The following is a 21783-nucleotide window of genomic DNA, read 5'->3' on the forward strand; positions in this document are numbered from 1 at the left end:
TACTCTTCAGTCAGCACTTAGCTTAGAATGACGAATTCAATTATTCAAAACGCACTCCTCGTCTGCGCGCTGCAGGCGGGGAGTGCGTTTTTTTGCCTCTCCGCTACTGCGCAGAATACCAGTGAAATAGGTATTGGTCTCGGAGCTACCAACTACCGTGGCGAGATATCGCCGGAACTGCAGCTGCAGAACAGCCGCCCGGCTCTCACCGCTTTCTATCGCAAAGACGTGTCGGTGCCCATCACCTTGCGGGGAGGCCTGATGGCCGGCCTGCTGCGGGCCGATGATGGGAACGTGGACGGCGCGAATGGTGGAGTGCCGCCCCTGCAAGGATACCGGCAAGCCAATACCAAGGGCAGCGTAATTGAAGCATCAGCAGTAGTGGAATATAATTTCCGCGACTACCATTACCGCACCGACAAGGTCCATTTTACCCCCTACCTGTTTGCCGGAATCGCGGGGTTCTATGCCAATACCACTACGGTAACCAACAATTCTGCTCTCACAGGCAGTTTCAAGCAGGAGGGCTCCATGCTGGGCATTGCCATTCCGGCGGGCGTGGGGTTGAAATATGCCCTGTCGCAGCATATCAACCTGGGCGCGGAAGTTGGGGTGCGTAAAACGTTTACGGACCAGCTGGACCATCTGAGTGAGCAGGACCCCCTGCTTGTCAACCCGCATGACCAGGATTGGTACTACTATAGCGGCATCAGCTTATCCTATACGTTCTTTAAAATCCGGTGCCCGGACCTGTATAAAAAGAATAAAAAACTGTTAAAATAATCGTTAGCTGCCTGGCCATTAAGCCGACTGGCTGGCGGCCTGACAGGCTGGCGGCGCAGGCCATTTATGGAATTGTCCGGCTAAATGCAACCATTTCCGTAACTTGCGTCCTCTTTTAGCGAAACCGCAAAGATGACCGGCAAGGCCGAAATTGATATTCAAAATATTCCTGCCCATGTGGCTGTCATAATGGACGGCAATGGGCGTTGGGCAAAGCAGCGAGGGGGCTTGCGTGTGTTCGGGCACCAGAGTGCCATCACGGCCGTGCGCGAAACCGTGGAAGAGGCCGCCGAGTTGGGCGTGCGTTATTTAACGCTCTACGCTTTCTCGACGGAGAACTGGAACCGACCCGCCCTGGAGGTGATGGCACTGATGCAGCTTCTGGTGCACACCATTCGTCAGGAAACGGCCACGTTGCTGAAAAACAGCATTCGGCTGGAAGCCATTGGGGACATTTCGACCCTGCCCGGCAATTGCCAGCGGGAACTGGCTGAAGCCATGGAACTGACCAAGGGCGGCACGCGCATGACCCTGGTGCTGGCGCTTAGCTACAGCGGACGCTGGGACCTGACCCAGGCTGCGAAGCGAATGGCCGCCGATGTAGCCGACGGCAAATTGCAACCCGCTGACGTGACGGAAGCGACTGTCAGCAAATATTTGGTGACGGCAGGCATGCCCGACCCGGAGCTGTTGATTAGAACCAGTGGAGAGCAGCGCATTAGCAACTTTTTGCTGTGGCAGCTGGCTTATACAGAGTTGTATATCACAGACTTGCTGTGGCCGGATTTTCGGAAGCAGCATTTTCAGGACGCTATTCGGGCGTATCAGCGTCGGGAACGGCGATTTGGCAAAACCAGCGAGCAGGTAGCGGTATCTTAAATTTTTGTAATGGTTATTGTGCGTAATTTATTTTTCAAATATCTGCTCGTTTTAGTGGTTCTGGGCAGCTGGGGAGCTTTGTCTGCCAGTGCCCAACAGACACCGACCGGAGCCGAAGAACCCAAAAAATATGAGTTGGGCGGCATCACGGTGAGCGGGACCCGCTACCTAGACCCCAATACGCTCATCAGCCTGACGGGCCTGCGCGTGGGGGATGCCATCAACGTGCCCGGTGAGGAGATTGGAAAATCTATTCGCAAACTCTGGGCCCAGGGCATTCTGGGAGATGTCAGCGTGACGATTGCGCGCATTGAGGGCAATAAGATTTTCCTTGACTACAACCTGAAGGAGCGGCCCCGCTTGTCGAAATTTACCTTTACGGGCATTCGCAAGGGCCAAACGGAAGACCTGACCAAGAAGATTACGCTGATTCGCGGCAAGGTGGTGACCGATGCCCTGATGAATAATACGCGGACGCAGGTACGCAAGTTCTTCGTGAACAAGGGCTACCTCGATACCAAGGTCAATATTATTCAGGTGAACGACTCCGCGCTATCCAACAGCGTGGCCCTGCGCATTGACGTGGATAAGGGCTCTAAAATTCGGATTCATGACATTGCGTTTGAAGGAAACAAAGCATTTTCTGACCGTAAGCTGAAGGGCAAGCTGAAGAAGACAAAAGAGCGCAAGCCCTATAAATTCCTGACGGCCGGTAAGTTCCAGCGCAGCGAGTACGAGGAAGACAAAAAGAAGCTGCTGGAGTTCTACAACGCGGAAGGCTACCGCGATGCGGCCATTGTGAGCGACACACTGATGCGGGACGACAAGGGCCTGGCCCTGCGCATTCAGGTAGATGAAGGGCCGAAATACTATTTCCGCCACATTACCTGGAATGGCAACTACCTGTACGATGATAAGACGCTGTCTAACATTCTGGGTATCAAATCAGGAAGTCCTTACAGCAAGGAAACGCTGGACAAGCGCCTGAACTATAACCCCACGGGGCAGGACGTTTCGTCGCTGTACCTGAACGATGGTTACCTGTTTTTCACCATCGACCCGGTGGAAACCAAGGTGGAAGGCGATTCCATCGACATTGAGATGCGAATCAGTGAGGGGGTGCAGGCACACATCAAGGACATTAACATCGCTGGCAATACCAAAACCAGCGACCATGTGCTACGCCGCACCTTGCGCACGCTACCCGGCGACAAGTTCAACCGCGAACTGCTCATCCGCTCGCAGCGTGAAATTGCCACCCTGGGCTATTTCGACCCCGAGAAAATCGGTATCAACCCCATTCCCAACCCCGCCGATGGTACGGTGGACATTAACTACACGGTCGTGGAAAAGCCTTCGGACCAGGTGACGCTGTCGGGTGGCTGGGGCGGCTATGCCGGGTTTATTGGCACAGTGGGCTTGGTATTCAACAACTTCTCGCTGCGCAAAGCCGGAACGCTACGCAACTGGACGCCAGTGCCTGCGGGCGACGGCCAACGCCTGTCGCTTAATGTGCAGGCCAATGGCGTGCAGTACCAGGCTTACTCGCTGTCGTTTACGGAGCCCTGGCTGGGCGGTCGCCGGCCGAACTCGTTCTCCTTTAGCCTGAACCACAGTGTGCAACGTACCGGTACGAGCCTGGATGCAGCCTCCGACCAATTCATTAAAGTAAACAGTGCCACCATTGGCCTGGGCCGCCAGTTGCGGGTGCCGGATGACTACTTCACGTTGAGCAACTCGCTGTCGTACAGCCAATATCAGACGCAGAACTACCCGCTGCTGCCGGGCTTCACTACGGGCTTTGCCAACAACATTACGTTTAACACCACGCTGGCCCGCAACAGCATCGACAACCCGACCTATACGCGCCGGGGCTCGTCGCTGAGCCTGAGCGTGAACCTGACTCCACCGTACTCGCTGCTTAACCCCGACCACCCCAACAACAACCAGTGGATTGAATTTCACAAATGGATGTTCGACGCGTCGTGGTTTACGCCCATCGTGGGCAAGCTGGTGCTGAACACGCGGGCGCACTTCGGCTACCTCGGCAACTACAACTCGAACCGTGAACTGGGGCCGTTTGAGCGCTTCAAGATGGGGGGCGCGGGCCTTGGCTACAATGGCGGCGGCAACTACCTGGTTGGAACCGATTACGTCGGTTTGCGTGGCTACGACGACCCGAACGCGGCCTTTGCTATTCCCACGGCCCAGAGCGGCCAGAGCGGTGGCATCGCCTTCAACAAATACGTGCTGGAGATGCGCTACCCGGTCAGCCTTAACCCGGCCGCGACGGTGTACGTGCTGGCCTTCGCGGAGGCCGGCAACGCCTACGACTCCTATACCAACTACAACCCCTACAAGCTATACCGCTCGGCCGGGGTCGGGGCACGTATCTTCATGTCAGCCTTCGGGCTGCTGGGCTTCGACTACGGCCACGGCTTCGATTCGGTGGTGCCGCCCGTTGGCACGGCCGCTGGCACCAAGCAGGACCCCAACCACTTCCACTTCATTATTGGTCAGCAAATTCGCTAGGGCAGGCACTAGCAGACAGGATTTCACGTTTCCTCGGGTATGAAGAATTTCGGTGGCCTGTTGCTGGCCTTATTGCTCCTGATTACAAGTGCGTTTGGTGCCAAGGCCCAGAAATTTGGCTGGGTCGATTCTGAGTTTATTATGGCCAAGATGCCGGAATATGCCAAAGCTCAGCAGGAATTAAACAAGCTGTCGGATACCTGGCAGAAGGAGATTGAGGCCCAGCAAAAGGACCTCGACAAGCTCTACCACAACTACCAGGCCGAGGAAGTGGTGCTTACCGAGCCCATGAAAAAGAAGCGGCAGGATGAAATCCTGAAGAAAGAACAGGAAATCAAGGCCTACCGCAACAAACAGTTTGGCTACGAAGGCCAGCTGTTTAAGAAGCGGCAGGAACTGAATAAGCCGGTGCAGGACAAGGTATTCGAAGCCTGCGAGAAGGTGGCCAAGAAAAAGCAGCTGGCGGTGTTGTTCGACAAGGCCAGCGACCTGACCATGCTCTACACCAATCCGGCGCACGATTACACGGAATTTGTGATGGAGGAATTGGGTTTAGGGGCCGAAGACCGCAACCAGCCCGGGCCCAAAGGCCCGCTGAAAACCGTAGCGCCGCCCAAAACCCCGGTCGACCCTAACTTCGAGTCGGACTCTGGAACGCCAGAACCGGCTACCGGTACGAAAGCAGCGGCCAAGCCCGCAGCGCGGTCTACCAAAAAGAAGTAATTACCTTTGTCCCAACATTTTTCTGACCCTTTTTCTTTTTGATGAATCTCGTGAAAATTTTTCGTCTGACGCTCGCCGCCGCTCTGCTGACCGCCGGAACCCTGGCCGCCACTTCCGCGCAGGCCCAGGCTCCCCTGAAAATTGGTTATACCGATGTCCAGTACGTGCTGGCTCAGATGCCCGAAAGCAAACAGATTGAGTCGGACCTGAAAGCTTACAATACCCAGCTGGAAGCCCAGCTGAAAAGCAAGTACGCCGAATACCAAGCCAAAGGCGAGGCTTACCAGAAAGGCGAGGCCACGATGACCGACGTGGTAAAAGCCGATAAGCAGAAAGAGCTGCAAAGCCTCCAGCAGTCCATTCAGGAGTTCCAGCGCAGCGCCGAGCAGTCGTTGCAGCAGAAACAGCAGACCCTGCTGAAGCCGGCCCTCGACAAGCTCCAGAAGAATATCGATGCCGTGGCCGACGAAAACGGCTTCACCTACGTGTTCAACTCGGACGGCGGCGGCAGCCCGCTGCTGTTGCACGCCCCCGAATCGGGTAATATTTCGGACCTGGTGCTGAAGAAAATGGGCATCACTCCAGGTGCTCAGGCTCCCGTTATTCAGAAGCCGACTTCGCCAGCAACTACGCCGGCCCCGGCCCCGGGAAAGACCAAAGTCAAAACCAAGTAATTCGGGGCGGTTACCGCCGCCTGCCTGAAAAGCAAAAAGCCGGAGCGAATGCTTCGGCTTTTTTCATAACCATTTGCCTTCGCTATGCTGATTGATGATTTGGACGCCGACGACATCACGGCTCCCGACCTGGAGGACGAAGAAGGCGGCGACGAGCTGTACGAGCACCACCGCATTGTGGTGGACCGGGGGCAGGAGTTGCTGCGCATCGATAAATTCCTGCACAACCGCCTGCGCAATACCTCGCGCAACAAAGTGCAGGAAGCCATTCGCGCCCAGGCCGTGGAAGTTAACGGCACCCCCGTCAAGCCCAACTACCGCGTCAAGCCGCAGGACACCATTACCGTAACCCTGCCCGAGCCACCCCGCGAAACGGGCCGGGTGCTGCCCGAGGAAATGGACCTGGATATTCGCTACGAAGATGCCGAGCTGCTCATTGTGAATAAGCCGGCGGGCCTGGTGGTGCACCCGGCCTATGGGCACTGGCAGGGTACTTTGGTAAATGGCCTGGCCCATCACCTGGCCAACCTGCCTACCGGGCGCAATGGTGAAATTCGGCCCGGGCTGGTGCACCGCATCGACAAGGATACCTCGGGGCTGCTGGTAATCGGCAAAACCGAGTTTGCCATGACGCACCTTTCCAACCAGTTTTTCCACCACACCATTCAGCGCAGCTACCTGGCCTTGGTGTGGGGCACACCACCGGGGCCCACAGGCACTATTCGGGGGCATATTGGCCGCAGCGTGCGCGACCGCAAAGTACAGGCCGTATATCCCGGCGGCGAGCAAGGAAAGCCCGCTGTGACGCATTATGAGGTGATGGAAAGCTTCGGCCCGGTCACGTTGGTGCGCTGCGTGCTCGAAACCGGCCGTACCCACCAGATTCGGGCGCACATGCAGCACATCGGCCACCCCTTGTTTTCGGATGCTACTTATGGGGGCGACCGGATTCGGGTTGGGCAGAATACGGGTGCCTACCGCGACTTTGTCGAGCATGCGTTCCAAACCATGCCCCGGCAGGCTCTGCACGCACGTTCCCTGGGCTTCACGCACCCAACCTCGGGCGAGCAACTCTTCTTTGAGGCAGAGCTACCTCCGGACTTTGAAGGAGTTCTGAAAGAATGGCGGAGTTGGGTCGCTAAATAACTCGCCGTGCCTAAACACAAAAAGGCCCCAACGTGAGAAACGTTGGGGCCTTTTTGTATCACCAATCAACTACTTTTTCTTAATCGTAGTAGTCTTGGTAGTTGTGGTCTTGGTGGTACGGGCCGGAGCTTGCAGGATTTTGATGTTGTCCTGCGCGCCTTTATTGGTAGGGTCGATTGCCAATACCTGCTCGAAGTAGCGTACGGCACCGGCTTTGTCGCCGGCATTGGCGCTGTACACGCCAAGTTGGCCATTTGCCTCAATCACGCCCGCTTTAAACTTAGCAGGGTCGGCTCCTTCCGCCTTCGACAGCTCGATGTATTTCTCGTAATACGGCTTTGCCAAGCCTTTCTTACCATCGGAATCAAGGCTGTTGTTTACACGGGCCCGCTCCAGATAGCCAGGGGCGTAGGTCGGTTTGGCCGTCAGGATGATGTTGTAAACGCTATCAGCCCGGGTATAAGCCTTATCACCGGTCAAAGCCACCGCCATGCGGAACTGGTCCGTAAGGTCGCCTTTGCAGTTCTTCAGCTTGTACTCATACACTTTGGCAGCACCCTTGTAATCCTTCTTGTTGGCATAGATGGTTGCCAAATCATTCTGGAAGTCGCAGGCCTTGCTGGGGTCTTTGGCAATAATCTTTCCGATAAGGGCAATAGCTTCGTCGCCTTTGCCCGTCTTGCTCAGAATTTTTGCCTGATAGATGTAGTCCTCGTCGATAATCTTATCGGCCGGGGCTACTTTCATGTAAGTATCCATGGCCGTGGCTGCACCAGTGTAATCACCGGTTTCGTACAGCAGATAGGGCTTCAGGCGGTTCATCGTCAGGTTTTTAGGCTCAGATACCAGCACCTTGTTAACCTCCGTCAGCGCTTCAGGATATTTCTTGGTCAGGTACAGGAACGAGGCATACTGCGCATTCGTGTTCGACGAAGGCTCGGCCAGGTCGGTGTACTTCTTGAAAGTGCTCAGCGCCAGGTCGTATTGACCAGCGTAATAGTACATGTCAGCCAGTTCGCGGTAAGCGGGAGCGTAGCTGGGGTCCAGCTCAGTGGCTTTGGTAAGGTTGGTACGTGCTTCGTTGAAGTTGCGGGCCCGTACGTTCAGCACACCCTTTTTGTAATAGGCCTGCGCGTAGCTGGGGTTGGCCGTAGTAGCACGGTCGAAGCTGTTCATGGCTTCGCCACCGCCCTGGTCAGTGTGCAGGTATATATCGCCACGGGCTACCATCAGCGCGGGCTCGTCCTTTTTGTTGACAACCTGGGCGGCATCAATGTATTTCAGGCCTTTTGTGTCCTTGCCATCGGCTTCGCCATATGCCTGCGCAATCATCGTCAGTACTTTGGCATCTTTGTTTTTGGTGGCCTTGGCAGCAGCTTCAAATTGGCTTTCAGCTCCGCTGAAATCACCTTTGGCCAGTGCGGCACGACCTGCAGCTACTTGGCCAAACGGCGAAGTACCAGCGGCTTTATTAAAGAAAAACGCGGCCGAATCCGGCATGTCGCGCATTTGGTACAGGCGGCCCAACTCAAAAGCCGTTTCAGGAGTAGCGCCGGGGCGCAGAATGGCGCGGGCTTCGTTGTAGCGGCCTAGCTCGATGGCACGCTGAGCGTTTTGCACGTTTTGGGCGGTGGCTGCCGTAGTGCCGGCCGCAATCAGGGCAGCGGCGAGCAGCGGCTGTTTCCAGGGCTTGAAACTCATAGGATGGGAAAAAGGATGAAAAAGCAATGAAAAGAAAGTACGCGCAGAAGGCGGCTACAGTTTAGGCGTAACCATAATACGGGCCTGCATCTGCGCAGGCATTAGGCCCGATTTCTGAAAAATCAGCTGGCCGTTCTTGCCAGCAACGAAGGATGCAAACCCCGTGCCCAACCCCGCCCGCGCCTCCCGGCTGATGACGTAAAGGTTGCGCCGAAGTGGGTAATTCTGCAAATCCGGGTGTTCGGCCAGCTGCTCAGGAGTCTTCTCTGCCAGGTACACCTGGTAGGGCTGTATGAAATCGTCGGGCTTCGGATTGGGGCGCGCCGTGATGCTGGCCACCCGCACCTTGCGGGCAAATTTCATAGCCGTAGGGTCGTCGCGGTCCGAAATCCAGTTCACGCCCACCACCCCGATAGCGTTGGGGTGCGTGGCCACGTAATCGAGCAGGCCGGGATTGGAAGTCGCCGCAAATACCCGCGTGGTCAGGGCCGCGCCCCGCGTCACCGAATCTTTCACGAAGCGTGTGGTGCTGCTGCGATTTGCATCAAATACCACGTTGATTTCCGATAAGCCTTTCTTGCCGCTGACCTGGCTCCAAGTGCTGGTTTTGCCGGTGAAAATATCGGCTAGCTGGGCCACCGTCAGCAGCGAGTCCGGATTGTTGCGGTTGAGCACAATTGCCAGCCCATCGATGCCGATGCGTGTGGTGCGCGGCGTGATGGTTTGCTTGGCAAACTCGGCCATTTCCTCGGCATTCAAATCCCGCGTCACCACAGCCAGCTTCACCTTATCGTTGATAAGGTCCAGCATAACTTTCTCTTCCGGCTGGAAGCTCATTTGCACATGAGCATTCGGGTAGAGCTTGGCAAACGTATCTACCTGAGCCTGCAGAATAGGCGCAAAGGTTTCGTCCACACTCACTGCTACGGTGCCACTCGTCGGGGTGTCCTGCGCCCCCGGCGAACCAGGCCCATTACATGCAGCCACGGCAATAGCACCGGCCACTGCCGTAGCCAATCCGGCAATAAGAAAATGAGCGCGCTTATTCATCATCAGAAAAGGTTTTTTTGCGGAAATAGGTTTGGTAGCCTCGGCCAAAGCGAAGCAGGCCGTAGAGAATGAATACCGTGCCCAGCACCTTACGGGCCGTAGGGCCTAGCTGAATGATGCCACCACCCGAAGCCGTATCGGCCGTCCACCAGAGCCACACTCCCAACCCCAGATAGACCAGGGCCATCAGCAGCACAAAGTAACGTACCAGTCGTTGGGGGGACTTACCGAGGCGTTCCTCGGTAGTAGGCAGGTTAAGCATAAAAATGAAAATGCAGGAATGGAGATGTACTAAACCGTAAAACCGCCTGCAAAGGTTCGGTAGAATAATTTGTCATTGCTAAGCTAGCTTACAAAAAAGACAGGAATTGCTATGTCTAAGTGAAGCGACCGGTGCCTATAAGCGGTACATAACGCATGATGTCGGCTTATAGTACGTGTATTGCAGATGGATGCTGCCACGTTTGTAGCTGCGTTGCTGGCAACTAAAAAGCCCGAACCAAGCAGGTGCTTGATTCGGGCTTTCTTTTCAAATCGATTCAGAAGCAACGCTTACTGAATCTTGAAGGTAATCGGTACAGTAAACGAAACGCTTACTGCCCGGCCGTTCTGCTTGCCGGGGATGAATTTGGGCAGGGTTTTTACCGCCCGAATTGTTTCCTCGTCCAAGCCGGAACCAAGACCTTTCACCACCTTCACATCCGAAACGTCGCCTTGCGGGTTCACGGTGAAGCTAACGAAGATGCGGCCTTCAACCTGGTTGCGCAATGCCAGCGGGGGGTATTTCACCGCCTTCTGGATGGCGTTTACGATAGCAGCGTTACCACCACCACCGGGCAGCTGAGGCATTTGTTCCACATAGGTGTAGACCTTGTTCTCAACTACCTCTTCAACCACTTTGTCGCCTTCGCCGGAAAGTTCAGTCAGGTCAGGAGCATCGGTGTTGCCTTTTACGGTCACCGTCGATACGGCCTTATCCTTCAATTCTTCCTGGTCAGGCACCTCTTCCTTTTTTACTTCCTCATCCTTTTTCACCACCGGCGGGGTGAATTTGATGGTGGTCAGCTTAGGCGGCGGAGGCGGCGGAGCCTCAGGCGGCGGGGGAGGGGGTGGCGGCTTGGTTTCGTCCAGCGGGGGCGCATCCATCAGCACGTTCTCCTGTAGCGTTTTCTTTTCCTCTTTCGGCATCTTCTCTTTGAGATACTGCGCGATAAGCGGGAAAGCGACCAGTAGGATGAATAACGACGTAGCAATAATCAATGCCCGCGTTACGTGCCGTTGGTACAGGCGCCGCAGGACGTATGCCCCATAGGCCTTGTTACGACCCTCGAAAACGATGTCGTTTAAGCTGGCCTTAGCGATTTGCGCATTGTCCATCATAGGGCTGAATCTTTAATAAGGGTCAGGTCGTCTTGAGGTACCTTCACCAAGGCATACTTCTTCTGGTTGGTGATGTTCATCTCGTCCAGAATGTCAACCATGTTCTTGTACTTGGCATCTTCCGTTGCCTTGATAAGAATGATGGGCTCGGGGCGCTGGCGCTGACGGTCCAGCAGGACCTGCCGGATGCCAGTAGCCGAGAAGTTGGTCACTTTCAACTCGGGCTTGGGCACCGTCTTGTCGAGCGGTGTATTCAGTCCGAAGTAATAGTAAGCCTTATTGTCTTTGCCGAGGATAATGGTCATAGCCTGCGAGGCTTTGATTTTGGTATCCTCTACGTCGTCGGTCTTCTTCACCGGCATCGTGAGCTGCATCACGTTGGGCTTGGCGAAGGTAGTAGTCAGCATGAAAAAGGTAAGCAGGAGGAAGGCCAAGTCCACCATTGGGGTCATGTCGATTTTGGTCGACATTTTCTTGGCCCGCTTCTTCCCACCTTTTCCACCGGAGTCGGCTTTGCCTTGTATTTCTGCCATGGGATTTACTTAAGTGAAAAGACTGAAAAAAGAGCTGTCGTAACTTCCCGATACTAACGGGTGGCTACGGGCTTGTTTTCCATGTCCGTGATGAGGTTGAAGCGGTTGATGTCCTTTTCCTGCAAAATCTTAATTACCTGCTGCACCGTGGGTACATCGGCATCGCCGTCGCCCTTAATGGCAATGTAAGTAGGCTTTTTGAAGATGGCCTGATTGGCACGACGCGACTCCAGCACCCAGTCAATCAACTGGTTGTTGAGCGAGTCAATCGGAACACCGGGCTGCTTGGAATTAACCTGCTTGCGGTCTTCCTTGCTCATGTTGAGGTAGGAGCCGAGTTGGCTGATGGGCAAGCCAAAGTTGGGCAGGTCACCAAACTCTTTCGCCTGCTGAGCAGTGAAGTTGACACCGTATTTGGCACCTACTTTCTGCAAAGCCTGAATTTTGGTCTGCTTCGCATCAACGCCAAAAAAGACGCGCTTGTTTTTGTCGACGGTCAGCGTAATAACGTTGTTTTCGGGGAGTTTAAGCTCCGAAACGGATGATGGCGTATCTACCACCACAGACTCCTCGGGAGCAAACTTGGTGGTGAGCATGAAGAACGTCACCAGCAAGAAGGCCAGGTCGACCATCGGCGTCATGTCGAGCGACGGCGAGGTACGGTGCGGTTTTACTTTAGGCATTGCGAGGTGGGGGTTAAAAGGGGGCGACTCGTTCCGTAAAACGAACCGCCCCGCGTTTTAGTGCATCAGCAGATGCGAACCAGCAAGAAAAATTAAACCGTGCGGGTCGTGGTGGCGTTGCTGCCATGCTGGCCGGCAAACGTCTGGATGATGCTGAAGCCAGCCTCGTCGATGCTGTAGGTCAGCTCGTCAATTTTGCTGGTGAAATAGTTGTAGGCAACGATAGCCAGTGCCGACGTACCGATACCCAGAGCCGTGTTGATAAGTGCTTCCGAGATACCGTTTGCCAGGGCTACGGCGTCAGGAGTACCAGCCTGCGCCAGAGCGGCGAAGGCGCGAATCATGCCGAATACCGTGCCGAGCAGACCCGTCAGGGTGGCGATAGAGGCGATGGTCGAGATGATAACCAGGTTTTTCTCCAGCATCGGCAACTCCAGGGCAGTGCTTTCTTCGATTTCTTTCTGGATGGCGAGGACCTTCTGGTCGGTGGTCATGTTGGTTTCGCGAGCCATCTCGTTGTATTTCAGCAGGCCGGCTTTCACCACGTTGGCTACCGAGCCTTTCTGCTGGTCGCACACGGCCAGGGCACCATTGATGTCGTTCACGTTCAGCTTCTGGCGTACCGAGCGCACGAAGCTTTCGATGCCTTTCGAGCCTTTGGCCTTCGCGATGGTCAGCATACGCTCAATCGAGAAGGTGATAACGCAGAGGAACATGGTGAGCAGGAACGGCACGATGAAGCCGCCTTTGTACACCACGCCGAGGTAATCGCCGGGGTTAGGGTTGTTTTCGTTGTTGCCGCCCTGGAAGTGGCTGGCATCACCAAACACGAATTTATAGACGCAATAGCTGATGACGAAAGCAAGAATGATAACGATGACGGAGAACAGCGAGGCACCACCGCTGCTTTGGGCTTCGGCTTTGGCGGCCGTTGCGGCGGGCCGTGGGCTCATATTCGTGGCATTTTTCTGTTCCATTGTTCCGGAGTGTTTGGAGGTTATTGAGTGTTGTAGTTGAATTGAGTGGGTAAAGAAAAAGCAAAAAAGTCGGTTAGGGCGTAATGAAGCACTAAAGACAAACGATAAACCCCTCAACGAAAGAGCTGAAATGGTACTTATCAAATCTAAATATGCACACTGCCGCCTATCACCTTGGCAAACCTAACCAAAAAGTGTGGCCTCACCAAAGAAAACTTACCTAAGGCAATTCCGCATCGACTAAAGTGGACGTAGAATGAAGCCAACGCTAATTAGTGCCGTTGGGTTGGGGCGAGCGGCGTTTTGCCTGCTCCCAGTACACATCCATCTGGGCCAGGGTGAGGTCAGCGAGTTGCTGGCCGTTGGCAGCGGCGGCGGTTTCGAGGTATTGAAAACGGCTGATAAACTTGCGGTTGGTGCGTTCTAGTGCTTCTTCGGGATTGATGCCGGCGAAGCGCGCAAAATTGACCAGCGAAAACAGCAAATCGCCGAATTCATCGGCGGCTTTTTCCTGATTCATGCGCTCGGGATGGCCGTGGCCGTATTCGTCGCCGAACTCGGTGAGTTCCTCCTTTACTTTTTCCCAGACCTGCTCCGGCTGCTCCCAATCGAAGCCGGCGCCGCGGGCTTTTTCCTGAATCCGCATGGCTTTCACCAGCGCGGGCAAGGAAGCAGGAACGCCGCCGAGCACGCCGTTGGTGTTGCCTTTTTCCTTGAGTTTGAGCTGCTCCCAGTTGCGCTTGACGGCTTCTTCGTCGTCGGCCTGTACATCGCCGTAGATGTGCGGATGGCGATAGATGAGCTTTTCGCACTGGGCATTAAGCACATCGGCAATGTCGAAAGCACCTTTTTCAGCGGCAATGCGGGCGTAGAAAATCAGGTGTAGCATGACATCGCCGAGCTCCTTTTTCAGGTCGGGCAAGTCGTCGCGCAGGATGGCGTCGCTGATTTCGTAGGTTTCCTCAATGGTGAGGTGACGCAGGCTTTGCAGGGTTTGCTTTTTGTCCCAGGGACATTCGGTGCGGAGGCGGTCAAGCACATCGAGCAAACGGCCGAAGGCTTCGAGCTGGGCCGGCCGGCGGGTACTGGCCAATAGTGGACCAGCGGGAGGATTGGGGTTTTCCATTGTTCCAAAGATAAAACTTCGTGCCGCCAACCGGCGACGAATGCCTAATTTTACGCGCTCAAAAAAACTACTCCGTGACTTTAATAAAATCTATTTCCGGCATTCGTGGCACCATCGGCGGCCCGGTTGGGCAGGGCCTGACTCCGCTTGATGTGGTGAAGTACGCCGCCGCATATGGCACCTGGGTGCAATCGCAAGATGCAGGCAGCAAGCTGATTATCATTGGGCGCGATGCGCGCATCTCGGGTGAGATGGTGAGCCGGCTGGTGGCCGCTACCCTGCAAGGCCTCGGCCTTGATGTGTGCGACCTCGGGCTGAGCACCACGCCTACGGTGGAAATGGCCGTGCCCGCCAAGAAGGCTGCCGGTGGCGTCATTCTCACGGCCTCGCACAATCCCAAGCAGTGGAACGCCCTGAAACTGCTGAACGCACAAGGCGAATTTATTTCGGATACCGACGGCCAGCAGGTGCTGGCGCTGGCCGAAAGCGAAGGCTTTGACTTTGCCCCGGTAACCAAGCTGGGCCAGTACACCACTGACAATACCTTCCTCAAAAAGCACATCAAAGCCATTCTGGCCTTGCCGCTGGTGGACGTGGAAGCCATTAGAGCCCGCAACTTCCGGGTGGTGGTGGATGCGGTGAACTCGTCGGGGGGCTTTGCGGTGCCGCAGTTGCTGGAAGCACTGGGCGTGACCACCGTTGAAAAGCTGCATTGCGAGCCCACCGGCGACTTTGCCCACAACCCCGAGCCGCTGCCCGAGCACCTGCGCGACATTGCCAAAGTGCTGGAAAAGGGCGGCTTCGACCTCGGCATCGTGGTAGACCCCGACGTGGACCGCCTGGCGCTGGTGAGCGAAAACGGCGAGATGTTCGGCGAAGAATACACCCTGGTGGCCGTGGCCGACTACGTGCTGAAGGCGCTGGGCGGCGGCAACACCGTGAGCAACCTGAGCAGCACCCGCGCCCTGCGCGACGTGACCGAAAAAGCCGGCGGCAGCTACGCCGCCGCCGCCGTGGGAGAGGTGAACGTGGTAACCAAAATGAAGGAAACCAACGCCGTGATTGGCGGTGAGGGCAATGGCGGTATCATCTACCCGGAGCTGCACTACGGCCGCGATGCTTTGGTGGGCATTGCCTTGTTCCTGACGCACCTGGCCAAATCGGGCTTGACGGTGAGCCGGCTGCGGAATTCTTACCCGGGCTATTTCATCTCCAAGAACAAGATTGAGCTCACGCCGGACATCAACACCGATGACGTGCTAGCGAAAATGGAAAAGCGCTACGCCAAGCAGCCGGTCAATACGATTGACGGCGTGAAGATTGAGTTCGACAAGGAGTGGGTGCACCTGCGCAAGTCCAACACCGAGCCCATTATTCGCATCTACGCCGAATCGGATTCGAACGCAACGGCTGATTATCTGGCCCAGAAAATTATTGGCGACATCAAGGAAATCATTGCCGTCAAGGCCTAAGGCGTTTTTGGACAGGGCGAGCCAAAAGGTCATGATTTCTTAATGGGCAAGTGTGGGCGTTGGGCGCAGCGCACGGGCCAAAAGTTTAAAAAGAACCCCCCGGCGGCCGGGCGCACCCACGTTCGGCCGCTGGTTTTTTTACCTTCACCTATGACTCCCACCACCCAGCCCTTCGTCTATTTCGACAACGCCGCCACCACGCCCCTCGACCCCGAGGTGCTGGAGGCCATGATGCCCTTCCTGAGCCAGTACTACGGCAACCCCAGCAGCCTGCACGGACCGGGCCGCCAGGTGCGCGCCGCCATCGAGAATGCGCGCAAGACGGTAGCCCACCTGCTGAATGCTGCGCCGGCCGAAATCATTTTCACCAGCGGCGGCACCGAGGCGGATAACTACGCCGCTTTTGGCAGCATCCGCACGCTGGGGCTGAAACACGCCATCACGTCACCGCTGGAGCATCACGCGGTGCTGCATCCGCTGCAGGCGCTGCAGAAGTCGGGCGAAATTGAGCTGCACTACCTGAAGCACGACGACCGGGGCGTGCTCGATTTGGCGCATCTGGAAGAGCTGCTGGCCACGCAGCCGCGCACGTTTGTGAGCATCATGCACGCCAACAATGAAATCGGCAACCTGAACGACATTGCGGCCATTGGCGAGATTTGTGCGCGCCACAATGCCATTTTCCACACCGATACGGTGCAGACGATGGGCCACTACCGGCACGATGTGCAGCAGCTGAAAAACCATTTTCTGGTGGGCTCGGCGCACAAGTTTCATGGGCCGAAGGGCGTGGGCTTCATCTATACCCGCAGCGGCCTGCAGGTGAGCCCGCTCATTCACGGCGGGGCGCAGGAGCGCAACGTGCGCTCGGGCACCGAGAATGTGTACGGCATTGTGGGCCTGGCGAAGGCGCTGGAAATTGCCATCCGGGACCTGGCCGCGCACCAGGCCCATGTGCAGGGCCTGAAGGACCGGTTTATTGCCAGGCTGCGGGCTGAAGTAGACGACGTGCAGTTCAACGGCTGCTCGGCCGTGGCCGATGAAAGCCTGTACACAGTGCTGAGCGTGAGCCTGCCGCCGTCGGCCATCAGCGAGATGCTGCTGTTCAACCTTGACATTAATAAGGTAGCGGCTTCGGGCGGCTCGGCGTGTACCAGTGGGGCCCAGGCCGGCTCGCACGTGCTCGATGCCCTGGGCTGCGACCCCGAGCGGGCCACGGTGCGCTTCTCGATGAGCAAGATGAATACGGCGGCCGAAGTCGACTATGCCGTGGTGCAGCTGGCCAAGCTCTACCGGCCGGTAACTGCTTAAGTGGTTTCGAATGAAAAAGGCAAAAGGCGCGAAAATTTTCGCGCCTTTTTTATTGCCTTTAAAACTGCCCGGTGGCCCCGCCACCGCCCGACGCGCCGCCGCCGAACCCGAATCCGCCGCCAGCCGGAGCAGTGGGCGGGTGGGCGGTTTGGGCCTGAATCAGGTTTTCGAGGTTGAAGTGCCGGGGCTCGTCATCGGCTTCGGAAGTGAGGCCGAAACGGGCCGGGCGCAGCCAGCGCAGCAGGAAGCCCGCCAGCACCGTCAGCACGGTGCCGGCCAGCACGGCGGCCACTTCCGGCGGCAGCAGAGAGCGGTAGTAGCGCACGGTGAAAATGGAAAACGCCAGCGCCAGCAGCCCAATGAGCAAAAGAGGGCGGTCGGCCCGGCGCAGCCCGAACACAAGGTATAGCAGGGGAATCCCTGCCGTGAGCACGTAGAAAACCGGAGCAAATGGTATTTGGATGGACTGCTGGGCATGGTGCAGCTCGGCGTTGCCTTCGCGCACTACCAGGTAATTGCCGCCGAGGTAAAATGCCGTCAAGCTCAGCACTTTCAGCACCAGCAGGGCGGAGGCGTAATAATCGGCCAGGTAAGAGCCGGCCAGGTGGCGCGCCAGACTGCGGCGCAGCACCAGGCCGGCGGCGGCGGTGGCCATTAGCAGAAACGGCAGCAATGCCTGACCCAACGTGCTTTTCATGCCGAACAGGCTCACCAGCAGGAGGGTGGTCATGAAGGCGGCTGCGGCCACCAGGGCATCGGCATAGCGGATGACGGCGGCCGCGAGCAAAGCCAGCACTGCCAGCAGCACTAAAAAACTGCTGCCGAGGTCGAGGTGAAAGGCCGCGCTTTGGGGCCAGAGGTATTCGGAGCTGATGTAGAAAATCAGCCCGATAGCCCCGCTCAGGCCCGCATACAGCAGGGCATTGTCGGCGCCGGCGTGGTAGAAGCGGCGCTCCCGAACCAATAGCTCCAGCAGGGCGAAGCAGGCCGCGCAGTGCAGCAGCCCCGCCGCAATGGGCGAATCGTGGGTGATGAGAAAGCTGAAGCCGCCGGCCATCACCAGCCCAAGCAGCGCAAACAGAAACAAGCCCACGCGCAGCGGCCACTCGGGGCGGTAGTAGGGCAGGGGGTAAGCCGCTTCAATGGCAGCCAGCTGCGCCGCACTGAGCAGCTTTTGGCGCTGCCAGCGGGCGGCGCGCCCACGCAACGCCTTCCGAAAAGCCCATTCGGGGGGGTATGCCTGGTGCTTCATGGCTGGTTGGCCGGGGGAGGAGTGGCCGCCGGGCCGCGCAAAATCTTTTTGATGTTGACGAAAAACAGCACCACTGCCAGCGCCGAAAGCGGGAAGACGATGAGCAGCGACGCAACGATGAGCACCTCGGGCAACGCCATGATGGCCTGCGCCAGCAGGCAGCCCACGGCAATGTAGGCATACCCCGCCGCCAGCACCAGAAACCAGTACGACTGCGTGCGCCGCGCATACCAGAGCAGCCCGGCGCACAGCACCAGCGTGAGCAGGGCCGAGCCCAGAATGGTGAAATGGTGCTCGTGAAAAACCGCCTCCAGGGTGGTGGTGGTGAGCGAAGCCAGGGCCAGGTTGCAGCCCAGCAGCAGGTAGGTGAAGGCAAAATGCGCCTTCCGGCGGCTATGCTCGGCATGAAACCCGGCTGCCATCAGCACCACGCCCAGCCCGAAGGCCACCCGCTGAATCTGGTCGTTCCAGAAGTCATTCCCGGAAAACACCGATAGCGGGGCTACCGTGAGGCCCACCCACGAGGCCAGCGCCGTAATGGCCATCGCCAGCACACCCCGGTGGTCGAACCAGTAGGCCAGCGGCAGAAAAACCAGCGCCGGCAAGGCCGTGGCCAGCCCGTAGCGGTTGCCAAAGATGCCGTACTGGTAGTGCACGTAGCCTTCCAGCACCACAAACAACAGGCAGCCGAGCAACAGCAGATAATCGGCCCCGACGGAGGTTTTGGGGGCCAGGCCCCAGGTAAACGGAGGCCGATGCCGGGCTGCGTAAGCAAAGCAGGCGGCCATGAGCACGGCAATGGCCGCGATGATAACGCCGTGGCCAATGCGGGCTATGTGCTGATAAATGAGCACGCCTAAGCCACCGGCCAGCAGGGTGATGCCCAGGTAAAGCAGCGCCCGCAGCTCGTAGTGCAGCGAAAACGGCCGCCCCGCTTCGGCTTCGGCAATGGCGGCGGCTTGCGCCGGCGGCAGCAAGCCCCGGGCCTGCAGCTCGGCAAGGTAGGGGGCGGGGGAGGGGCGGGAAGGCATGGGCGCAGATGAAGTGGGCCAGCGGAACGGCGGCAAGTACGGGAATCGCGGCCGGAATCGACTATTTTCGCCCCGCCTCGTAAGGCCAAAAGCAACTGTAGCGCATTTATGGCTGACATCAATATTCAACGCAAGAAATCGGCTCCGAGCCCGTGGCTGCTGGTGCTGCTGGCTGCCGCTGTGCTGGCCGTAGCCGCCTACTTTTTCCTGCGGCCCGACCCCGCCGACGAGCCCGCCCCGGCCAACACCACCACCGAAGCCGTGCCCGTCGATACCCTGGCTCCCAACACTGCTGCCGAACAGGCGCGGGCCACCCCGCCCCCCGCCGATTCGGTGGTGCCCGCCGAAGCCGGCAGCGACTACACCCCCGCTACCCTGGCCGCCCAGGCAGCCACCAATCCTGCCGCCCCCGACTACGCCCTGAACGGCTTGCAAAAGCTGTCGGGCGTGTTGATAGCCCTCACCGACCGCGACGACCTGCGCGACCCCACCACCACCGAGCAGCGCGACAACCTGACCAGTGCCACCGCCCGCCTGGGCGAGCCCGGGGCCAGCCTGCGCCCCGGCTTTGTGGCGGCGGCCGGCCTTATTCGCGCCATGCAGCAGAAGGCTTACCCCGAACTGGAAGACCAGGCCAATGAGCTGGTGCGCCTGGCGGGCCAGCTGTCTGGCCGGAGCGCCACGGCGGCCGACCAGCAACAGAACAAGCAGTTTCTGACCCAGGCCGCCGCCGCCGTAAAGGCCCTGAGCGAGCCCAAGCAATAACGTTAAAAAAAGCGCAATGGAAACTCCCGTCCTGCGTCGCCTGCGCGACCTCACCGAATTTGAAGTAGCCGATGACAACCCCGACGTGCGCGGCTGGACCTTGCGCGGCAACGATGGCCAGGCGCTGGGCTCCGTATTTGAGCTGATAGTGGACCCTATGGCGCTGAAAGTGCGCTACCTGGACATTGAGCTCGACCCCCGGTTTCAAATCAACGACTACGAAAACCACATTCTGCTGCCCATCGGGGCCGCTTCGCTCGATGCCGATGGCGACAACGTGTTTGTGCCGGCGCTCAACACCGAATCGGTGCTGAGCTACCCGCCCTACATCGAAATTCAGATTACCCGCGAGTACGAAGAAGCCATGCTGCGGGCGCTGGGCCGGGAGCCGGGCACGGCCAGCCCGCGCTTCTACGAGCAGGATTCGTTCGATGCCGACAGCTTCTACAGCCGCCGCCGGGCATCGTAGCCGGAAGAAATGGCCCCGCCGCGTAACGCACGCTGCGGGGCCGTCTGGTTAAATAGCCTCGGGGGGTTAATGCTGCCGCACCATGGCGGCTACGGCATCTACCCACTGCGGCTCCGAGTTCAGCGAGGGTACCAGCTGCCAGTGCTTACCGCCGGCCTGCTCAAACATTTCCTTGAATTCTTCGCCCACTTCAATGGTCGTTTCCAGGCAGTCGGCCACGAAAGCGGGCGAGAAGGCCAGCACGTTGTGGATGCCTTTGGCCGGAAACTCCTTGATAACCTCATCGGTGTAGGGCTGCAGCCAGGGGTCGCGCAGGCGGCTTTGCAGGCGGCTTTGGAAGGTGACGGTGTACTGGTCGTCGCGCAGGCCCAGCTCCTTCGCCAGCAGGCGCGAGGTGGCAAAGCACTGCGCCCGGTAGCAGTAACGGTTGTTCTTATTATAGCTGGCGCAGCAGGTGTCCAGCTTGCAGTAACCCTTGAAGCTGCCTTTCAGCACGTGCCGCTCCGGAATGCCGTGGTAGCTGAACACAATGTGGTCGTAGTCGTGCCTGGCCATCTCGGCCTTGCCCCGCGCCGCGAAGCTGCTGATAAAGCCCTCGTCGTCGGCGAAGGTGCTGATGAAGCTGATGTTGGGCACTATCCACCAGTCTTTCACGATGTCCATCACCTTCTCCTGCACCGAGCCGGTGCTAGCCGACGCGTACTGCGGAAACAGCGGCAGCACGATAATGCGGTCCACGGCCGCGTCGCGCAGCTCCTCCAGCGCCTTCTCAATGCTGGGTTTCTGGTAGCGCATCCCGAAGGCCACCACGTAGTCCTTGCCCAGCACTTCTTTCAGCTTGGCCTGCAGGTCGAGGCCATGGTAGAGCAGCGGCGAGCCCCGCTCGGCATCCCACAGCTGCTGGTAAATCTTAGCCGATTTCGGCGCCCGCAGCGGCACCACCAGGCCCTGAAACAAGGGGTAGCGCACGGCAGCCGGCATGTCAATCACGCGGCCATCGGTCAGAAATTCGTTGAGGTAGCGGCGCACGTCGGGCGTGCTGGGCGAGTCGGGCGTGCCGAGGTTGACGAGGAGCACGCCAATGCGGCGGGTGGGCGAGGCGGGAGAATTCATTAAGACAAAGTTCGGAAGCAAGCGGCGGAGTGTAGCGCGGACTTTTAGTCCGCGAGTGGGTAAGCTCTGGACGCGGCCGACAACGTCCGCGCTACAGCATCCGCCCAGCAAACAGCCGGCAACCGGCATGGTTTCGCGCCCGGCGCTGCTGGCCCGATTTCAACACCATCCTAGCTTTTGCCA

At 57.9% G+C, this 21783-nt stretch carries 21 protein-coding genes; 10 read left to right on the forward strand and 11 right to left on the reverse strand.

Annotated elements, in window-relative coordinates; genetic code table 11:
- Positions 1-27: 27 nt before the first annotated feature.
- The 6 genes from porG to ACYVHT_RS11870 all read left to right on the forward strand — a co-directional run bounded on the left by porG (position 28) and on the right by ACYVHT_RS11870 (position 6737).
- A complete protein-coding gene (porG, locus tag ACYVHT_RS11845) occupies positions 28-783 on the forward strand; it encodes a type IX secretion system protein PorG (RefSeq protein ID WP_460551641.1) in 756 nt (251 codons plus the stop codon).
- A gap of 132 nt (positions 784-915) precedes the next feature.
- Complete coding sequence (locus tag ACYVHT_RS11850; protein WP_460551644.1) at positions 916-1662, forward strand: isoprenyl transferase; 747 nt, start codon at positions 916-918, stop codon at positions 1660-1662.
- A 78-nt stretch (positions 1663-1740) separates the two neighbouring features.
- Complete coding sequence (bamA, locus tag ACYVHT_RS11855) at positions 1741-4194, forward strand: outer membrane protein assembly factor BamA (protein ID WP_460551647.1); 2454 nt, start codon at positions 1741-1743, stop codon at positions 4192-4194.
- A 39-nt stretch (positions 4195-4233) separates the two neighbouring features.
- Positions 4234-4917 (forward strand): OmpH/Skp family outer membrane protein, encoded by a 684-nt coding sequence (locus ACYVHT_RS11860; protein ID WP_460551650.1) that lies wholly within the window; start codon positions 4234-4236, stop codon positions 4915-4917.
- Positions 4918-4958: 41 nt separating this feature from the next.
- Complete coding sequence (locus tag ACYVHT_RS11865) at positions 4959-5591, forward strand: OmpH/Skp family outer membrane protein (protein WP_460551653.1); 633 nt, start codon at positions 4959-4961, stop codon at positions 5589-5591.
- 84 nt (positions 5592-5675) lie between these two features.
- The gene (locus ACYVHT_RS11870; protein WP_460551656.1) at positions 5676-6737 is read left to right on the forward strand and encodes an RluA family pseudouridine synthase; all 1062 of its coding nucleotides are present in this window, start codon (positions 5676-5678) and stop codon (positions 6735-6737) included.
- A 69-nt stretch (positions 6738-6806) separates the two neighbouring features.
- On the opposite strand, the gene ACYVHT_RS11875 is transcribed toward ACYVHT_RS11870, so the two are convergent.
- The 8 genes from ACYVHT_RS11875 to mazG all read right to left on the reverse strand — a co-directional run bounded on the left by ACYVHT_RS11875 (position 6807) and on the right by mazG (position 14187).
- Positions 6807-8438: a tetratricopeptide repeat protein gene (locus tag ACYVHT_RS11875; RefSeq protein WP_460551659.1), complete on the reverse strand. Its 1632-nt coding sequence runs from the start codon at positions 8436-8438 to the stop codon at positions 6807-6809.
- A 54-nt stretch (positions 8439-8492) separates the two neighbouring features.
- Complete coding sequence (locus ACYVHT_RS11880; RefSeq protein WP_460551662.1) at positions 8493-9425, reverse strand: PstS family phosphate ABC transporter substrate-binding protein; 933 nt, start codon at positions 9423-9425, stop codon at positions 8493-8495.
- A 55-nt stretch (positions 9426-9480) separates the two neighbouring features.
- A complete protein-coding gene (locus tag ACYVHT_RS11885; protein ID WP_460551665.1) occupies positions 9481-9750 on the reverse strand; it encodes a hypothetical protein in 270 nt (89 codons plus the stop codon).
- Positions 9751-10040: 290 nt separating this feature from the next.
- On the reverse strand, positions 10041-10868 hold the full coding sequence (locus ACYVHT_RS11890) for an energy transducer TonB (protein WP_460551668.1): 828 nt from the start codon (positions 10866-10868) through the stop codon (positions 10041-10043).
- Positions 10865-11401: an ExbD/TolR family protein gene (locus ACYVHT_RS11895; RefSeq protein WP_460551671.1), complete on the reverse strand. Its 537-nt coding sequence runs from the start codon at positions 11399-11401 to the stop codon at positions 10865-10867. The genes ACYVHT_RS11890 and ACYVHT_RS11895 overlap by 4 nt, the downstream gene beginning before the upstream one ends.
- Positions 11402-11454: 53 nt before the next feature.
- Entirely contained in the window at positions 11455-12084 is a 630-nt protein-coding gene (locus ACYVHT_RS11900) for an ExbD/TolR family protein (RefSeq protein WP_460551674.1), read from the reverse strand.
- 92 nt (positions 12085-12176) lie between these two features.
- On the reverse strand, positions 12177-13061 hold the full coding sequence (locus ACYVHT_RS11905) for a MotA/TolQ/ExbB proton channel family protein (protein WP_460551677.1): 885 nt from the start codon (positions 13059-13061) through the stop codon (positions 12177-12179).
- A 268-nt stretch (positions 13062-13329) separates the two neighbouring features.
- Complete coding sequence (gene mazG, locus ACYVHT_RS11910) at positions 13330-14187, reverse strand: nucleoside triphosphate pyrophosphohydrolase (protein WP_460551680.1); 858 nt, start codon at positions 14185-14187, stop codon at positions 13330-13332.
- 74 nt (positions 14188-14261) lie between these two features.
- Here mazG and glmM point away from each other — a divergent pair, with 74 nt between their 5' ends.
- Together glmM and ACYVHT_RS11920 are read left to right on the forward strand one after the other, a co-directional pair.
- A complete protein-coding gene (gene glmM / locus ACYVHT_RS11915) occupies positions 14262-15659 on the forward strand; it encodes a phosphohexomutase domain-containing protein (RefSeq protein ID WP_460551683.1) in 1398 nt (465 codons plus the stop codon).
- Between the two features lie 150 nt (positions 15660-15809).
- The gene (locus ACYVHT_RS11920) at positions 15810-16970 is read left to right on the forward strand and encodes a cysteine desulfurase family protein (protein WP_460551686.1); all 1161 of its coding nucleotides are present in this window, start codon (positions 15810-15812) and stop codon (positions 16968-16970) included.
- A gap of 58 nt (positions 16971-17028) precedes the next feature.
- On the opposite strand, the gene ACYVHT_RS11925 is transcribed toward ACYVHT_RS11920, so the two are convergent.
- Together ACYVHT_RS11925 and ACYVHT_RS11930 are read right to left on the reverse strand one after the other, a co-directional pair.
- Entirely contained in the window at positions 17029-18222 is a 1194-nt protein-coding gene (locus ACYVHT_RS11925; protein WP_460551689.1) for a hypothetical protein, read from the reverse strand.
- Positions 18219-19253, reverse strand: a complete 1035-nt coding sequence (locus tag ACYVHT_RS11930; protein WP_460551692.1) for a DUF2157 domain-containing protein — start codon at positions 19251-19253, stop codon at positions 18219-18221. The genes ACYVHT_RS11925 and ACYVHT_RS11930 overlap by 4 nt, the downstream gene beginning before the upstream one ends.
- Before the next feature lie 108 nt (positions 19254-19361).
- Between ACYVHT_RS11930 and ACYVHT_RS11935 the strand changes: the two genes are divergently transcribed.
- Positions 19362-20018, forward strand: a complete 657-nt coding sequence (locus ACYVHT_RS11935) for a hypothetical protein (protein ID WP_460551695.1) — start codon at positions 19362-19364, stop codon at positions 20016-20018.
- Positions 20019-20034: 16 nt separating this feature from the next.
- Positions 20035-20487: a YlmC/YmxH family sporulation protein gene (locus ACYVHT_RS11940; protein WP_460551698.1), complete on the forward strand. Its 453-nt coding sequence runs from the start codon at positions 20035-20037 to the stop codon at positions 20485-20487.
- Positions 20488-20553: 66 nt separating this feature from the next.
- Here the strand turns inward: ACYVHT_RS11940 and hemH are convergent, their stop codons facing one another.
- Positions 20554-21600, reverse strand: coding sequence for a ferrochelatase (gene hemH / locus ACYVHT_RS11945; protein WP_460551701.1), 1047 nt, complete (start codon positions 21598-21600; stop codon positions 20554-20556).
- Positions 21601-21783 lie beyond the last annotated feature (183 nt).

The organism is Hymenobacter daeguensis (genome assembly GCF_054780555.1).

Bases quoted from the DNA above. Each gene is read 5' to 3' on its own strand.
- ACYVHT_RS11895 (WP_460551671.1), bottom strand. From the start codon at position 11,401: ATGGCAGAAATACAAGGCAAAGCCGACTCCGGTGGAAAAGGTGGGAAG.
- ACYVHT_RS11930 (WP_460551692.1), bottom strand. From the start codon at position 19,253: ATGCCTTCCCGCCCCTCCCCCGCCCCCTACCTTGCCGAGCTGCAGGCC.
- ACYVHT_RS11860 (WP_460551650.1), top strand. From the start codon at position 4,234: ATGAAGAATTTCGGTGGCCTGTTGCTGGCCTTATTGCTCCTGATTACA.
- ACYVHT_RS11920 (WP_460551686.1), top strand. From the start codon at position 15,810: ATGACTCCCACCACCCAGCCCTTCGTCTATTTCGACAACGCCGCCACC.
- porG (WP_460551641.1), top strand. From the start codon at position 28: ATGACGAATTCAATTATTCAAAACGCACTCCTCGTCTGCGCGCTGCAG.
- ACYVHT_RS11865 (WP_460551653.1), top strand. From the start codon at position 4,959: ATGAATCTCGTGAAAATTTTTCGTCTGACGCTCGCCGCCGCTCTGCTG.
- ACYVHT_RS11850 (WP_460551644.1), top strand. From the start codon at position 916: ATGACCGGCAAGGCCGAAATTGATATTCAAAATATTCCTGCCCATGTG.
- ACYVHT_RS11935 (WP_460551695.1), top strand. From the start codon at position 19,362: ATGGCTGACATCAATATTCAACGCAAGAAATCGGCTCCGAGCCCGTGG.
- ACYVHT_RS11900 (WP_460551674.1), bottom strand. From the start codon at position 12,084: ATGCCTAAAGTAAAACCGCACCGTACCTCGCCGTCGCTCGACATGACG.
- ACYVHT_RS11905 (WP_460551677.1), bottom strand. From the start codon at position 13,061: ATGGAACAGAAAAATGCCACGAATATGAGCCCACGGCCCGCCGCAACG.
- ACYVHT_RS11885 (WP_460551665.1), bottom strand. From the start codon at position 9,750: ATGCTTAACCTGCCTACTACCGAGGAACGCCTCGGTAAGTCCCCCCAA.
- hemH (WP_460551701.1), bottom strand. From the start codon at position 21,600: ATGAATTCTCCCGCCTCGCCCACCCGCCGCATTGGCGTGCTCCTCGTC.
- ACYVHT_RS11875 (WP_460551659.1), bottom strand. From the start codon at position 8,438: ATGAGTTTCAAGCCCTGGAAACAGCCGCTGCTCGCCGCTGCCCTGATT.
- ACYVHT_RS11870 (WP_460551656.1), top strand. From the start codon at position 5,676: ATGCTGATTGATGATTTGGACGCCGACGACATCACGGCTCCCGACCTG.
- mazG (WP_460551680.1), bottom strand. From the start codon at position 14,187: ATGGAAAACCCCAATCCTCCCGCTGGTCCACTATTGGCCAGTACCCGC.
- ACYVHT_RS11890 (WP_460551668.1), bottom strand. From the start codon at position 10,868: ATGATGGACAATGCGCAAATCGCTAAGGCCAGCTTAAACGACATCGTT.
- ACYVHT_RS11925 (WP_460551689.1), bottom strand. From the start codon at position 18,222: ATGAAGCACCAGGCATACCCCCCCGAATGGGCTTTTCGGAAGGCGTTG.
- ACYVHT_RS11940 (WP_460551698.1), top strand. From the start codon at position 20,035: ATGGAAACTCCCGTCCTGCGTCGCCTGCGCGACCTCACCGAATTTGAA.